This is a genomic window from Halopseudomonas salegens, assembly GCF_900105655.1.
GTDB lineage: Bacteria > Pseudomonadota > Gammaproteobacteria > Pseudomonadales > Pseudomonadaceae > Halopseudomonas > Halopseudomonas salegens.
Genome location: NZ_LT629787.1, coordinates 3,753,898 through 3,767,487, shown reverse-complemented (window position 1 = coordinate 3,767,487; position 13,590 = coordinate 3,753,898). Strand labels below are relative to the sequence as shown.

Genomic DNA, 13,590 nt, shown 5'->3' with positions numbered 1-13,590 from the left:
AGCCCATGCCCACAACGCAGATCCCCAGCCGCATGGCCATTCGTGGTCACCCCTTGCATCCGGCCCTGGTGCATTTCCCGGTTGCCGCCTTGATCGGGCTGATTGGCAGCGATCTGGCATTTCTCTGGACTGCCGATGTTTTCTGGGCACGAGCCAGTCTGTGGCTCGCTGGTGTGGGTGCCATCGGGGGGTGCCTGGCCGGGCTGGTCGGCATGCTGGATTTGCTCGCTGTGCGCCGTATTCGTCGCCTGGTAAGCGGCTGGAGTCATGGCTTGCTGGCGATCATGCTGCTGTCGCTGGCCAGTCTGAACTGGTCGCTGCGATTGCAGCATGTGAGCGACAGCATCTTTCCCTGGGGCCTTTATCTGAGCCTGCTCAGTGGGCTGCTGATCGCGGTAACGGGTTATCTTGGCGGCCAACTGGTGTATGAATATGCCGTTGGCGTTGATATTGACGGGGCGCAGAATCGCGACACCCGGCCCTGAATCAAGCGCCATCAGCTCCACCCCCATACCGGTTTGGCCAGTACCAGCCAGAGAATGGCTGCCAACAGCAAGAGCACGCTGGCAAGCAAGGTGTAACTGGCAGACACCACTGATTTACCCGCTTCCAGACGAATCACCAAGAAGCCACCCAATGCATGCGCCACGACCAGCAGGGTAACCAGGGACAACTTGGCCATCAGCCAGAGATCAGTGGTGCCGTTGATCAGGAATACAGCGCTACCAGCGACAATGGCCACTGCAGCTGCCGGACTGGCCATGCGGGTGAACAACCAGCGGGCAATGGAGTCGGCGTTGGTGGGCGCGCCACCCAGATCCAGACTGTCCCTTCGCGTACCGGCAATCAGCAAAGGCAGATAGACAAGTCCGGCAGCCCAGATCAGCAAGGCGGCAATATGCAACGTTAACAACCAGAGCATAAGGACTCGACCCTGATTCGGAAAATGTACCTCATTTAAACGCGGCTGACGCTTTAAAGCAAAGTACACCACCGCAAGCGGTTGAGCAGACACAAAAAACCCGGCCATAGGCCGGGTTCTTGTTACCGCCAATCAGCGCAGGTCTCAGACCCCGCTCACCTCGGCAGCGTCGACATCTTTCATCGACAGCTTGATACGACCGCGGTTGTCCACATCAAGCACCAGAACACGGACTTCCTGGCCTTCCTGCAGCACATCGGTGACTTTCTCGATGCGGGTGTTGGCAATCTGGGAAATGTGTACCAGACCATCCTTACCCGGCAGAATGTTGACGAAGGCACCAAAATCAACGATGCGCTCGACCTTGCCACTGTAGATCTTGCCGATTTCAGCCTCGGCAGTGATGCCGTCAACCCGCGCCTTGGCGGCATTCGCCGCATCCTTGCTGGCAGCAAAGATCTTCACCGTACCGTCATCGGTAATATCGATTGAAGCGCCCGTCTCGTCGCAGATGCTGCGAATGGTCGCGCCACCCTTGCCGATCACGTCACGGATCTTGTCGGAATCGATCTTCATGCTGATCATGGTCGGGGCGTTGGCAGACAGCTCCTTGCGCGATGCTGGCAGCACCTGGTTCATCTGCTGCAGGATGTTCAGGCGTGCTTCCAGTGCCTGGGCCAGCGCCGTTTCCATGATCTCTTCGGTGATACCGTTGATCTTGATGTCCATCTGCAGGGCAGTCACACCTTTCTCGGTACCGGCTACCTTGAAGTCCATGTCGCCGAGGTGATCTTCATCACCCAGAATGTCAGTCAGGATCGCGTACTTGTCGCCTTCCTTGACCAGACCCATGGCAATACCGGCAACCGGTGCGGTCAGCGGTACGCCCGCATCCATCAGCGCCAGCGAAGCACCACAGACTGACGCCATGGAGCTGGAACCGTTGGATTCGGTAATTTCAGAAACGACACGAATGGTATAGGGGAATTCTTCCATATCCGGCATCACAGCCTGGATACCACGACGGGCCAGACGACCGTGGCCGATTTCACGGCGGCCAGTGCCGCCCATACGACCGCACTCACCGACCGAATAGGGCGGGAAGTTGTAATGCAGCATGAAGGGGTCTTTCTTCTCACCTTCCAGCGTATCCAGCAGCTGTGAATCACGCGCAGTACCCAGCGTGGTTACCACCAAAGCCTGGGTTTCACCACGGGTAAACAGTGCGGAACCATGGGTGCGACCCAGTACGCCGACTTCGATATTCAGCGGGCGAACGGTTTTGGTGTCGCGACCGTCGATGCGCGGGTTGCCGTTGACCACACTTTCACGCACGGTACGGTATTCGATTTCACCGAAGGCATCCTTGACCTCACCAGCGCTGGGCTGATCATCTGCCTCGCCAGCAATCGCTTCAATGGCCTGATTACGCAACTCACCAAGACGGGTGTAACGCTCCATCTTGTCAGTGATGGTGTAAGCCGCAGCAATCGACGAGCCGAATTGGGCCTTGACGGCGTCCAGCAGCGCGGTATTTTCCGGCTCCGGCTGCCAGTCCCAGGTCGGCTTGCCAGCTTCGGCTGCCAATTCCTTGATGGCCTGAATGGCCGGCTGGAATTCCATGTGGGCAAAGAGTACGGCGCCCAGCATCTGGTCTTCGGTCAGCTCTTGCGCTTCCGACTCAACCATCAGTACGGCGTCTTCGGTACCGGCAACCACCATTTCCAGTCGCGAGCTCTTCAGCTGCTCATAGTTGGGGTTGAGGATGTAACCGTTGTTCTCGTCAAACCCGACGCGCGAGCCCGCAATCGGGCCCTCGAAAGGAATGCCGGAAATGGCCAGCGCAGCTGAGGTGCCCAGCATGGCGGCGATATCCGGGTCAGTGGTCTTGTCAGTTGACACCACAGTGCAGACAACCTGCACTTCATTCATGAAGCCTTCGGGGAACAGCGGACGGATCGGGCGATCAATCAAACGCGAGGTCAGGGTCTCTTTCTCGGACGGACGCCCTTCACGCTTGAAAAAACCGCCGGGGATACGGCCGGCGGCATAGGTTTTTTCGACATAGTGAACCGACAACGGGAAAAAGTCCCTGCCGGTATCGGCTTTCTTGGCGCCGACCACGGTGACCAGTACGCTGACGGCGTCATCGACGCTGACCAGTACGGCGCCAGAAGCCTGGCGGGCCATACGGCCAGTCTCCAGAGTGACAGTGCTGTCACCCAACTTGAATTGCTTGATTACCGGTTTCATCACGGTGCTTCTCTCTCTTCTCTACTTGCCTTCGGGCGGAATCCTGGGCATGACCGGGAATCGGACCCGGTCATGTCCAAAAGGGTGCTATCGCTTAGCGACGCAGACCCAGACGGCCAATCAGATCGCTGTACCGCGTAGTGTCTTTCGACTTCAGGTAATCCAGCAGCTTGCGGCGCTGGTTAACCATGCGGATCAGACCGCGACGCGAATGGTGATCCTTCTTGTTGTCCTTGAAGTGACCCTGCAGCTTGTTGATGTTTACCGTCAACAACGCTACCTGGACTTCCGGAGAACCAGTATCACCTTCGCCACGCTGGTAGTCAGAAACGATTGCAGCCTTTTCTTCAACGCTCAGTGCCATGTTGAAATTTCCTCTGAGGTAACAGGCCGGGATCTTGTCCCGTGTGATATAGCGAGGAATGACCGTGCCTGTTGACAGCCACCCTCGTTGTGACCCTGACGGGTCAACTCGGTTCCTGCAGCCGAAGCCACAGGCGATTTAATTATCAGCCATTGAAGCGCATCAAACGCTTCGGTGCCACGCGTGCATCATCGGTCATTTCACCAATACCGATAAAGCGCCCGGCCGGATCACGCAGACGGACCAGACCAAAGGCCGGTGAACCGGGTACGCGCACTGCCTGTCCATGGTTCAGGTAATGCGCGGTATCCTCGGTCAATTGTACTTCTGGCCAGTCTTCCAGGCCGCTATCCATTGGCAGCAACAGGCTATCCAGCGCCTCGGCGCCGCCGTCGGCATGCATGGCTTCCAGTTGTTCCAGCGTCACGCACTGAGCCTCGACAAAAGGGCCAGCCTGAATCCGCCGCAAGGACGAAACATGGGCACCGCAGCCCAGAGCCTGACCGATATCTTCCACCAGGGAGCGGATATAGGTGCCTTTACTGCAGTGCACCTGCAAGCGCAGACGATCACCATCCAGCCCCAGCAGGGTTAATCGATCAATAGTAACAGATCGCGCAGCACGCTCCACGGTTTCGCCGGCCCGCGCCAGTTTGTATAACGGCTGGCCATCCTTTTTCAGTGCCGAATACATCGGCGGCACCTGCTCGATGGCGCCACGAAAACGCGGCAAGACCGCCTCGACCGCCGCCAGATCGACAGCCACCGGCCTGATCTCCAGCACCTCACCTTCGGCATCGCCGGTGGTGGTGGTCATGCCCAGACGACCTTCGGTGATATAGGCCTTGTCGGCATCCAGCAAATACTGGGAGAACTTGGTCGCTTCACCCAGGCACAGCGGCAGTACGCCAGTGGCCAAAGGATCAAGACTCCCGGTATGCCCACCCTTGTTGGCATTGAACAGCCAGCGTACCTTCTGCAGCGCGGCGTTCGAGGTCATGCCCAGTGGCTTGTCAAAAATCAGTACGCCATCGACATCCCGGCGCTTGCGACGTACTCCCACGGTCACGACTCCTTGTCGCCACTATCTTTATGGTGCCGGCGATCTTCTGCCACCGCCTGCTCGATCAATGACGACAAGCGTACCCCACGACGAACACTTTCATCATAATGGAAGTGCAGTTGCGGCACGCTACGCAGCTTCATGCTGCGGCCGAGCAACATACGCAGATAACCGGCAGCATCCTTGAGGATCTCCAGATTCTGCGCGATATCCTCATCGCTGTCCTTGCCCATCAGGGTAATGAACACCTTTGCGTGTGCCAGATCACGGCTGACATCCACCGCAGTCACGGTCACCATACCCAGCCGTGGGTCCTTGACCTCACGCGAAATCAGCAACGCCAGCTCGCGCTGGATCTGATCACCAACGCGCTGGGTACGACTATATTCTTTGGCCACTTTCGTGCTCCTCACAAGAAAGCACAAAGCCGGAAGCTGGCAACCGGATGCCGCCCTGAGGCAACACCCGGTGTTCAGCTTCCAGCTTTCAGCTGGGTTTAGAGGGTCCGCGCTACCTGAACGCGCTCGAACACCTCGATGCGATCACCGGCGCGAACGTCATTGTAGTTTTTCACCCCGATGCCGCACTCCATACCATTACGCACCTCGGCGACGTCATCCTTGAAGCGACGCAGGGATTCCAGCTCGCCTTCATAGATGACCACGTCTTCGCGCAGTACGCGAATCGGGCGGTTACGGTAAACAGTGCCTTCGATGACCATACAACCAGCCACGGCACCGAACTTGGGTGAACGGAACACATCACGCACTTCGGCTACGCCGAGAATCTGTTCGCGAACATCGCTGCCCAACATCCCGGTCAAAGCCTTCTTCACATCATCAATGATTTCATAGATGACGCTGTAGTAACGCAGGTCCAGACCTTCGCTCTCAATGATCTTGCGCGCCGAGGCATCAGCCCGCACATTGAAACCAAAGACAACGGCGTTCGAGGCCAGTGCCAGGTTGGCGTCGGTTTCAGTGATACCACCGACACCACCGGAAACGATCTTGACCTGAACTTCATCGTTACCCAGTTCGCCGAGTGAGCTTTGCAGCGCTTCCAGTGAACCGCGCACGTCAGCCTTGAGCACCACATTGAGCGTTTTCTTCTCGCCCTGGCCCATGTTCTCGAACATGTTTTCCAGTTTGGCGCTCTGCTGCCGAGCCAGCTTGATCTCACGGAACTTGCCTTGGCGGAACAGGGCAATTTCACGCGCCTTGCGTTCATCAGCGACGACGTTCAGCTCGTCACCGGCATCCGGCGTGCCATCCAGGCCAAGAATTTCGACCGGAATCGACGGACCCGCTTCTTTCACCGGCTGACCGTTTTCATCCAGCATGGCGCGCACGCGGCCATAATTGACACCCGCGAGGACAATATCACCCTGGCGCAGGGTACCGGTCTGAACCAGTACGGAAGCCACCGGACCACGCCCCTTGTCTAGACGGGATTCGATCACCACACCACGACCCGGTGCCGATGGCTGCGCCTGGAGCTCAAGTACTTCAGCCTGCAGCAGGACAGCTTCCAGCAGATCGTCAATCCCGGTACCGACCTTGGCCGATACATGGACGAAAATGGTGTCGCCGCCCCACTCTTCCGGGATCACATCCAGCGCAGCCAGACCGTTCTTGATACGGTCCGGATCAGCATCTTCCTTGTCGACCTTGTTGACTGCAACGACCAGCGGCACACCGGCTGCCTTGGCGTGCGCCACGGCTTCTTCGGTCTGCGGCATCACGCCGTCATCGGCGGCTACTACCAGAATCACGATATCCGTGGCTTTGGCACCGCGAGCACGCATGGCAGTAAAGGCCGCGTGACCGGGGGTATCCAGGAAGGTGACCATGCCGCGCTCGGTTTCCACATGATAGGCACCGATATGCTGGGTAATACCACCTGCCTCACCGGAAGCCACCTTGGCGCGACGAATATAATCGAGCAGCGAGGTCTTGCCATGGTCAACATGACCCATGACGGTAACCACCGGCGCACGTGACACCAGCTCGCCTTCGTGGGCATGGGTCTCGACCAGTTGATCTTCGATCTCGTCCTCACGCACCTGCTTGACCTTGTGACCCATATCTTCGGCAACAATGGCCGCAGTATCCTGGTCCAACACCTGGTTGATAGTCACCATGGTGCCGTTCTTGAACATGTATTTGATCACTTCGGCTGCTTTGACCGACATCTTCTGTGCCAGCTCGGCGACCGTGATGGTTTCACCGATGACCACTTCGCGAACCACGGGACCTGTCGGCTTCTCGAAGCCATGCTGATTGCGCTTCTTGTTCGCCTTCAGCTTGCTGCCACCACCACGACGCCGGCCACCGCCGCCATCTTCATCCATTATGCGGCCGGTATTGCGAGCCTTGCTGCCAGCATGGCCACCAGCGCGCTTGCGACGACGTTCTTCGTCGTCATCAGCACGTGAAGGGGCGGCATGTTTGCGCCGTGGCTCTTCTTTTTTCTTCTCGACGATTGGCTCGGGAGCAATGGGCGCTACCGGTGCCGGTTCGGGCGCCGGTGCCGGAGTCGGCTCGGTTGCCGCCTCTGGCTTGGCCGTAGAGGCTGCAGACTTGGACTCCGCCTCAGCCTTGCGTGCCGCTTCTTCCTCGGCACGCGTCTTCGCCTCTTCAGCAGCCTTGATGCGCGCTTCTTCAGCATCACGCTGCTCGGCTATCTCACGCTCGCGCTCGGCTTCCAGCTCGGCCGGATCACGCTTGACATACGTCTTCTTCTTGCGCACTTCAACGTTGACCGTCTTGCTGCCGGCAACCCGCAGCTTGCTTACGGTCTTGCGCTTCAGCGTAATCTTGCGCGGCTCGCCACTGGCTTCGCCACCATGAGCTGTTTTCAGGTGGGTCAACAGCATCTGTTTTTCGCTGTCGCTCACATTCTGCTCGGCCTTGCTGTGTTCCAGCCCGGCTTCTTTCATCTGCTGCAGCAGGCGCTCAACCGGCGTACCTACTTCAGCGGCTAATTCTTTGACCGTTACTTCAGCCATTCACGTCTCTCCTCAGTCGGATCCATGCGTCACCGCAGGCTTGTCTCCAGCACCGACCGGTTATGCAAACCAGGGGGCACGAGCGGCCATGATCAAGGCGCCGGCCCGCTCTTCGTTCATACCGTCAATATCCAGCAAGTCATCCACCGACTGTTCGGCCAGGTCTTCCATGGTCACAATGCCATTGGCCGCCAGTTGGAATGCCAGGGCGCGTTCCATACCGTCCATCCCCAGCAGGTCATCGGCCGGTTGGGCCTCTTCAAGCTTCTCCTCGTTGGCGATCGCCTTGGTCAACAGACGATCCTTGGCCCGGGCACGCAGCTCAGTGACGATATCTTCGTCAAAACCGTCGATTTCGAGCATCTCTTCCATTGGCACGTAAGCCACTTCTTCCAGACTGGTAAAGCCTTCTTCAACCAGCACACTGGCCAGGTCGTCTTCCACATCCAGCTCGTCCATGAACAGCTGCAGAATATCGCCTGTCTCGGCTTCCTGCTTGGCGCGAATGTCATCCTCGGTCATCACGTTCAGCGTCCAGCCAGTCAACTGGCTGGCCAGACGAACATTCTGACCGCTACGGCCAATGGCTTGCGCCAGATTGTCTTCCCCGACCGCAATGTCGATTGCGTGGGTATCTTCGTCGACAATAATGGCAGCGACTTCAGCCGGCGCCATGGCGTTGATGACAAACTGAGCCAGGTTATCGTCCCAGAGCACGATATCCACACGCTCGCCGCCCAGCTCACCAGTTACCGCCTGCACGCGCGAACCGCGCATACCGATGCAGGCACCCTGGGGATCAATGCGCTTGTCTTTCGAGCGCACGGCAATCTTGGCCCGCGACCCCGGGTCACGGGCAGCCCCCATGAGTTCGATCAGGCCTTCGGAGATTTCCGGCACTTCGATGCGGAACAGCTCCATGATCATTTCCGGGCAAGCGCGTGACAGCACCAGTTGCGGACCACGGTTCTCGGTACGAATATCCTTGAGCAGGGCACGGATACGCACGCCGCTGCGGAAAGTCTCGCGCGGAATCATTTCCTCGCGCGGCAATACCGCTTCGGCATTGTTGCCCAGATCAACAATAATGCTGTCACGGGTGACTTTCTTCACTGTGCCGCTGAGGATTTCGCCAACCCGTTCGCGGTAGGCATCGACGACCTGGGCCCGCTCGGCTTCGCGCACTTTCTGCACGATGACCTGCTTGGCGATTTGTGCGGCAATACGGCCGAACTCGATCGAGTCGATTTTTTCTTCGATAACCGCGCCAATCTCCAACGACGGATCACGCTCTTGCGCCTGATCCAGTGTCAGTTGCATTTCCGGCTCTTCAAAATCTTCATCGGCGACCACTGTCCAGCGACGGTAGCTGTCGTACAGACCGGTCTGACGGTTGATCTCGACGCGCACATCGACTTCGTCCTCGTAGCGCTTTTTCGTTGCCGTGGCCAATGCCAGTTCCAGGGCCTCAAAAATTACGCCGGGTGGCACGCCTTTTTCGTTGGAAACGGATTCCACAACCAGCAGCACTTCTTTGCTCATCGTATGCCTCGCCTAAAGCCATCCAGAGGGGCGGTTAGCCCACCTCAAAAACGGGGTATGATATTGCCCTTGTCGATCGTATCAATCGGCAACAGATATTCGTGATCATCCACCTGCAGCACCACCTCATCGGCTTCAGTGCCGCGAATGATGCCTTGAAAATTCCTGCGCCCTTCATAGGGACTGCGCAGTTTGACCTTGACCTGTTCGCCAATGTGCGCCTGATATTGTTCAAGGGTAAACAGGGGCCGGTCCATGCCTGGGGAAGAAACCTCCAGGGTATAGTCATTGCTGATCGGGTCTTCCACATCGAGCAGACCGCTCAGATGTCGGCTGACGGCTGCACAGGCTTCGACATCGATACCATCGGCATGATCGATATACACCCGCAGCAGGGTATGCCGCCCTTGCGACAGATATTCAATACCCCAGCACTGATAGCCCAGCGATTCTATGCCGGGTACCAACAATGCTTCCAGTTCGGTCTGCTTGCCAGCCAAATTGACTTGCCTCTTTCTCCACCAACAAAAAATGGGCCCTTGGCCCATCACGACTCTGGCCACCCTGATGCCAAGCATAGGGTCCAGACTTCCGGGGTACGCCAAAACCCCGATCGGAAACGCCGCCGGGACAGACAAAACCCCTAATAAAAAGCCCCTGAACAGGGGCCTTAAACTGGTTGCGGGGGCAGGATTTGAACCTACGACCTTCGGGTTATGAGCCCGACGAGCTACCAGACTGCTCCACCCCGCGTCGAATCCGAGGGCATGAATTATACGCCCGGAAGCCAAACATGACAACCGGCGCAAACGCCCCCTGCAAGACAAGAGCCCCATAAGAGGCTCTGAGAGATTGGTGCGGAAGATGGGACTCGAACCCATACACCCGAAGGCACTACCCCCTCAAGATAGCGTGTCTACCAATTCCACCACTTCCGCAAAAACTGTGTCGACCCTTCAGTCAACCGAGGGTACATCACCGGTAGCCGGAGCTTCCGTATCCTGCTCTTCCAGAACAGGCACATCATCACTGATCGCAGGCTGAGGCTCGGTCAGCAGCACCGGATCCGGCAAACCACCGTCACGAATCTGACTTGCCTGCGTACTGGCATAATAAGCCAGACCCAGCGAGGTTGCGAAGAATACAGCAGCCAGCACAGCAGTCAAGCGACTTAGAAAGGTTGCCGCGCCCTGGCTGCCAAAAACCGTACCTGAAGCGCCAGAACCAAAGGATGCACCGGTTTCGGCTCCCTTTCCCTGCTGCATTAACACCAGGCCAACCAACGCAATGGCGACGACCAGGTGGACAATAACAATAACGGTTTCAATCATGATGCTTTTCCCGCGGCGCGCGCAATCGCACCAAATTCTTCTGCATTGAGCGAGGCCCCACCAACCAGCCCGCCATCGATATCCGGCATGGCAAACAGCTCTTCGGCGTTATCCGCCTTGACACTGCCGCCATAAACTATCTGTACTGCCTGCGCCTGCTCATCATCCAGCAAGGCCAGACGAGCGCGAACCATGGCATGTACGTCCTGCGCCTGGTCAGGACTGGCCGTCAAGCCGGTGCCAATAGCCCAAACCGGTTCGTAGGCTATCACACCCTGAGCCAACCCACCGACGCCAAACACATCCAGCACGGCTTGTAGCTGAGACCCAACCACCTCGGCCGTTGCCCCGGCATCACGCTGCTCGCGCGTCTCACCCACACACAGCACGGGGCGCAAGCCACATGCCAGCGCCGCCGCAAACTTGCGGCAGATCGACTCATCTGTTTCGGCAAACAGACTGCGCCGCTCGGAGTGGCCTACCAATACATATTCACAACCTGCATCACGCAGCTGGGCCGGCGATATCTCGCCGGTCAGAGCGCCCGGCTCGGCTTGCCAGGCACTGGTCTGACCCGCCAGGCGCAACGGTGTCGATGCCAGAGCCGAGAGACAGCGCTCGATATACAGCGCTGGCGGCGCAATCATCAGGTCAACCTGTTCAGGCCAATCCTCCCGACAGAGCTCGTCCAGCAGACGATCGACAGACTGCCGGGTACCGTGCATTTTCCAGTTACCTGCTACCAGCGGACGGCGCATGCCCAACCTCTCTGCTCAAGCGGGCGCCAATCTTAACCAAGTTGCTGCAGCGACACAACCGCTCGCCCGGGTTTATTCAGCAAACAACAGGCGCACTCGCTCAGCCAGCGCGGCAGCCTCATGCCTGACCTCGATCGCATCCTGTCCTTCGACCATGACGCGGATCAGCGGCTCGGTCCCCGACAACCGCAACAACACACGACCGCGATCAGCCAGGCGTTGCTCTGCAGCGGCCACCGCATCTTGCAAACCGGGATCATCCAGCGGTGCCTGGGTGCCGGCCTGGTAGCGGACATTGATCAGCGTCTGCGGGCACTTCTGCATGCCCGACAGCGCCTCGGGCAGGCTCTTGCCACTACGCTCCAGCGCCTTGAGCACCTGCAAGGCGGCGATAATCCCATCACCGGTCGACGTCTTGTTCAGGCACACCAGATGCCCAGAGGACTCACCACCCAATATCCAGTTCCGTGTACGCAACTCGCTCATGACGTAGCGGTCGCCCACCCTGGCGCGCACCAGCTCGATACCCTGTTTGCCCAGCGCCAATTCCAGACCCAGATTGCTCATTTGCGTGCCAACTACACCGCCACGCAACAGGTCACGCTCGTGCAGATCCATGGCCATGATGTAGAGCAGCTGATCGCCATCAATCTCGTTGCCCTGACTGTCCACCATCATCACCCGGTCACCGTCACCATCAAAGGCGATCCCGAGATCGGCACCCTGCTTGAGGACTGCGGTGCGCAATGCCTGTGTATGCGTCGAGCCAACCTCGGCATTGATGTTCAGCCCATCCGGCGTTGCCCCGATCACACTGACATCGGCACCCAGCTCGGCAAACACACTGGGCGCCACCTTGTAGGTCGCACCATGGGCACAGTCGAGCACTATTTTCATACCGCGAAAACTGGTACCCACCGGCACGCTGCTTTTGCAAAACTCGATATAGCGCCCGGAGGCATCATCTATCCGTGCCACCTTGCCCAGCAGGGAGGAATCGACCACGGACATGGGCCCGTCAACCAGGCGCTCGATTTCCAGCTCCATCTCGTCGGGCAACTTGCTGCCCGACGCGGAGAAGAACTTGATGCCGTTGTCATAAAAGGGATTGTGCGAGGCGCTGATAACGATACCGACGTCAGCCTGAAAAGTACGCGTCAGATAAGCAATCGCCGGAGTAGGCATCGGGCCAAGCAACTTCACCTCGGCGCCTGCCGCCGACAACCCCGCCTCCAGCGCAGACTCAAACATGTAGCCGGAAATGCGCGTATCCTTGCCAATCACGACCTTGCAGTCGACTTCACCACCGAAGGCAGTACCTACTGCCCAGCCCAGCTTGAGCATGAATTCGGGTGTTATCGGGTGTTGGCCGACCTGACCGCGAATACCGTCGGTGCCAAAGTATTTTTTCTGCATGCTGTGTTCCTGTAGCGATTCGGCGTGGCTGCCGTTTGCCGTTATTGTCGCAGATCGGCGCAAAACTGGCAGCAACTCAGCCGCGCGAGGCCAGTACCGCTTCGGTCATGCGCACCGCATCCAGAGTGGCTGCCACATCATGGGTGCGGATAATCCGCGCGCCGAGAGTGACCGCCAGGCTGGCCAGCGCCAACCCGCCAGCCAGACGCTGTTCGAGCGGGCGCTGCAAGGCATTGCCGATCATGCTTTTGCGGGATACCCCGACCAGCAGCGGGCGCTGCAAGGGTGCCACCTCGGACATCCGGGCAAAAAGCTGCAAGTTGTGCTCAAGGGTTTTGCCAAAACCGAAACCGGGATCGATCACCAACGCCTCTTCCGACACGCCGGCTGCGCGGGCAGCTGCCACCCGCTCACCAAGAAAAGCACTGACCTCAGCCAGCAGATCTTCATAGTGCGGAGCTGCCTGCATGGATCCCGGCTCACCCTGCATATGCATCAGACAGACCGCCAGACCCGTCTCGGCAGCGGCAGCCAGAGCGCCAGAACGACGCAAAGCGCGCACATCGTTGATGACTCCGGCGCCTGCGGCAGCGCCGGCACGCATAACCTCGGGCGTACTGGTATCCATGGATACCACCACATCAAAGCGTTCGCGCAGGGCCGCAACCACCGGCACCACCCGATCCAGCTCTTCCGTAGCGCTGACCGGCTCTGCCCCGGGACGCGTAGACTCGCCACCCACATCAATCAAGGTGGCACCTTCATCCAGCATCTGCTCACAGCGATACAAAGCCGCATCAAGCTTGCTGAAGTGGCCGCCATCGGAAAACGAGTCTGGCGTGACATTGAGAACACCCATGACCTGGGTGGTAGAAAGATCTAGCCGCTGACTGCCACACGGCAGCCAGCGAGCACGTACTGCATCAGCCAT

13 protein-coding genes and 2 tRNA genes are annotated in these 13,590 nt (G+C 58.5%); 1 reads left to right on the top strand and 14 read right to left on the bottom strand.

What is annotated here, in order from left to right; translation table 11 throughout:
- Positions 1-5 precede the first annotated feature (5 nt).
- Complete coding sequence (locus BLU07_RS17385; protein WP_092389412.1) at positions 6-485, top strand: DUF2231 domain-containing protein; 480 nt, start codon at positions 6-8, stop codon at positions 483-485.
- A gap of 11 nt (positions 486-496) precedes the next feature.
- Here the strand turns inward: BLU07_RS17385 and BLU07_RS17380 are convergent, their stop codons facing one another.
- The 14 genes from BLU07_RS17380 to folP form a co-directional block, all read right to left on the bottom strand.
- Positions 497-922 carry a CopD family protein gene (locus BLU07_RS17380; protein WP_092389989.1) on the bottom strand — a complete coding sequence of 142 codons (426 nt, stop codon included), beginning with the start codon at positions 920-922 and terminating at the stop codon, positions 497-499.
- A 144-nt stretch (positions 923-1,066) separates the two neighbouring features.
- Positions 1,067-3,175, bottom strand: a complete 2,109-nt coding sequence (gene pnp / locus BLU07_RS17375) for a polyribonucleotide nucleotidyltransferase (RefSeq protein ID WP_092389410.1) — start codon at positions 3,173-3,175, stop codon at positions 1,067-1,069.
- A gap of 94 nt (positions 3,176-3,269) precedes the next feature.
- Positions 3,270-3,539: a 30S ribosomal protein S15 gene (gene rpsO, locus BLU07_RS17370; RefSeq protein ID WP_092389408.1), complete on the bottom strand. Its 270-nt coding sequence runs from the start codon at positions 3,537-3,539 to the stop codon at positions 3,270-3,272.
- Between the two features lie 145 nt (positions 3,540-3,684).
- Positions 3,685-4,602 (bottom strand): tRNA pseudouridine(55) synthase TruB, encoded by a 918-nt coding sequence (gene truB, locus BLU07_RS17365; RefSeq protein ID WP_092389406.1) that lies wholly within the window; start codon positions 4,600-4,602, stop codon positions 3,685-3,687.
- 2 nt (positions 4,603-4,604) lie between these two features.
- Positions 4,605-5,000 (bottom strand): 30S ribosome-binding factor RbfA, encoded by a 396-nt coding sequence (gene rbfA / locus BLU07_RS17360; RefSeq protein WP_092389404.1) that lies wholly within the window; start codon positions 4,998-5,000, stop codon positions 4,605-4,607.
- Positions 5,001-5,098: 98 nt separating this feature from the next.
- Positions 5,099-7,612 carry a translation initiation factor IF-2 gene (gene infB, locus BLU07_RS17355; RefSeq protein WP_092389402.1) on the bottom strand — a complete coding sequence of 838 codons (2,514 nt, stop codon included), beginning with the start codon at positions 7,610-7,612 and terminating at the stop codon, positions 5,099-5,101.
- 60 nt (positions 7,613-7,672) lie between these two features.
- Entirely contained in the window at positions 7,673-9,154 is a 1,482-nt protein-coding gene (gene nusA / locus BLU07_RS17350) for a transcription termination factor NusA (RefSeq protein ID WP_092389400.1), read from the bottom strand.
- Between the two features lie 44 nt (positions 9,155-9,198).
- A complete protein-coding gene (rimP, locus tag BLU07_RS17345) occupies positions 9,199-9,654 on the bottom strand; it encodes a ribosome maturation factor RimP (RefSeq protein WP_157719245.1) in 456 nt (151 codons plus the stop codon).
- 176 nt (positions 9,655-9,830) lie between these two features.
- Positions 9,831-9,907 (bottom strand) — tRNA-Met (locus tag BLU07_RS17340).
- 100 nt (positions 9,908-10,007) lie between these two features.
- Positions 10,008-10,092: transfer RNA gene (locus tag BLU07_RS17335), tRNA-Leu, on the bottom strand.
- Positions 10,093-10,110: 18 nt separating this feature from the next.
- Complete coding sequence (secG, locus tag BLU07_RS17330) at positions 10,111-10,485, bottom strand: preprotein translocase subunit SecG (protein WP_092389397.1); 375 nt, start codon at positions 10,483-10,485, stop codon at positions 10,111-10,113.
- Positions 10,482-11,243, bottom strand: coding sequence for a triose-phosphate isomerase (gene tpiA, locus BLU07_RS17325; protein WP_092389396.1), 762 nt, complete (start codon positions 11,241-11,243; stop codon positions 10,482-10,484). Before tpiA ends, secG begins: the two co-directional genes overlap by 4 nt.
- A gap of 72 nt (positions 11,244-11,315) precedes the next feature.
- Positions 11,316-12,659: a phosphoglucosamine mutase gene (glmM, locus tag BLU07_RS17320; RefSeq protein WP_092389394.1), complete on the bottom strand. Its 1,344-nt coding sequence runs from the start codon at positions 12,657-12,659 to the stop codon at positions 11,316-11,318.
- A 76-nt stretch (positions 12,660-12,735) separates the two neighbouring features.
- On the bottom strand, positions 12,736-13,590 hold the full coding sequence (gene folP, locus BLU07_RS17315; RefSeq protein WP_092389392.1) for a dihydropteroate synthase: 855 nt from the start codon (positions 13,588-13,590) through the stop codon (positions 12,736-12,738).

Excerpts from the sequence above, each read along its gene's own strand:
- BLU07_RS17385 (WP_092389412.1), top strand. The coding sequence starts at position 6 with ATGCCCACAACGCAGATCCCCAGCCGCATGGCCATTCGTGGTCACCCC.
- BLU07_RS17380 (WP_092389989.1), bottom strand. The coding sequence starts at position 922 with ATGCTCTGGTTGTTAACGTTGCATATTGCCGCCTTGCTGATCTGGGCT.
- pnp (WP_092389410.1), bottom strand. The coding sequence starts at position 3,175 with ATGAAACCGGTAATCAAGCAATTCAAGTTGGGTGACAGCACTGTCACT.
- rpsO (WP_092389408.1), bottom strand. The coding sequence starts at position 3,539 with ATGGCACTGAGCGTTGAAGAAAAGGCTGCAATCGTTTCTGACTACCAG.
- infB (WP_092389402.1), bottom strand. The coding sequence starts at position 7,612 with ATGGCTGAAGTAACGGTCAAAGAATTAGCCGCTGAAGTAGGTACGCCG.
- nusA (WP_092389400.1), bottom strand. The coding sequence starts at position 9,154 with ATGAGCAAAGAAGTGCTGCTGGTTGTGGAATCCGTTTCCAACGAAAAA.
- secG (WP_092389397.1), bottom strand. The coding sequence starts at position 10,485 with ATGATTGAAACCGTTATTGTTATTGTCCACCTGGTCGTCGCCATTGCG.
- tpiA (WP_092389396.1), bottom strand. The coding sequence starts at position 11,243 with ATGCGCCGTCCGCTGGTAGCAGGTAACTGGAAAATGCACGGTACCCGG.
- glmM (WP_092389394.1), bottom strand. The coding sequence starts at position 12,659 with ATGCAGAAAAAATACTTTGGCACCGACGGTATTCGCGGTCAGGTCGGC.
- folP (WP_092389392.1), bottom strand. The coding sequence starts at position 13,590 with ATGGCTGATGCAGTACGTGCTCGCTGGCTGCCGTGTGGCAGTCAGCGG.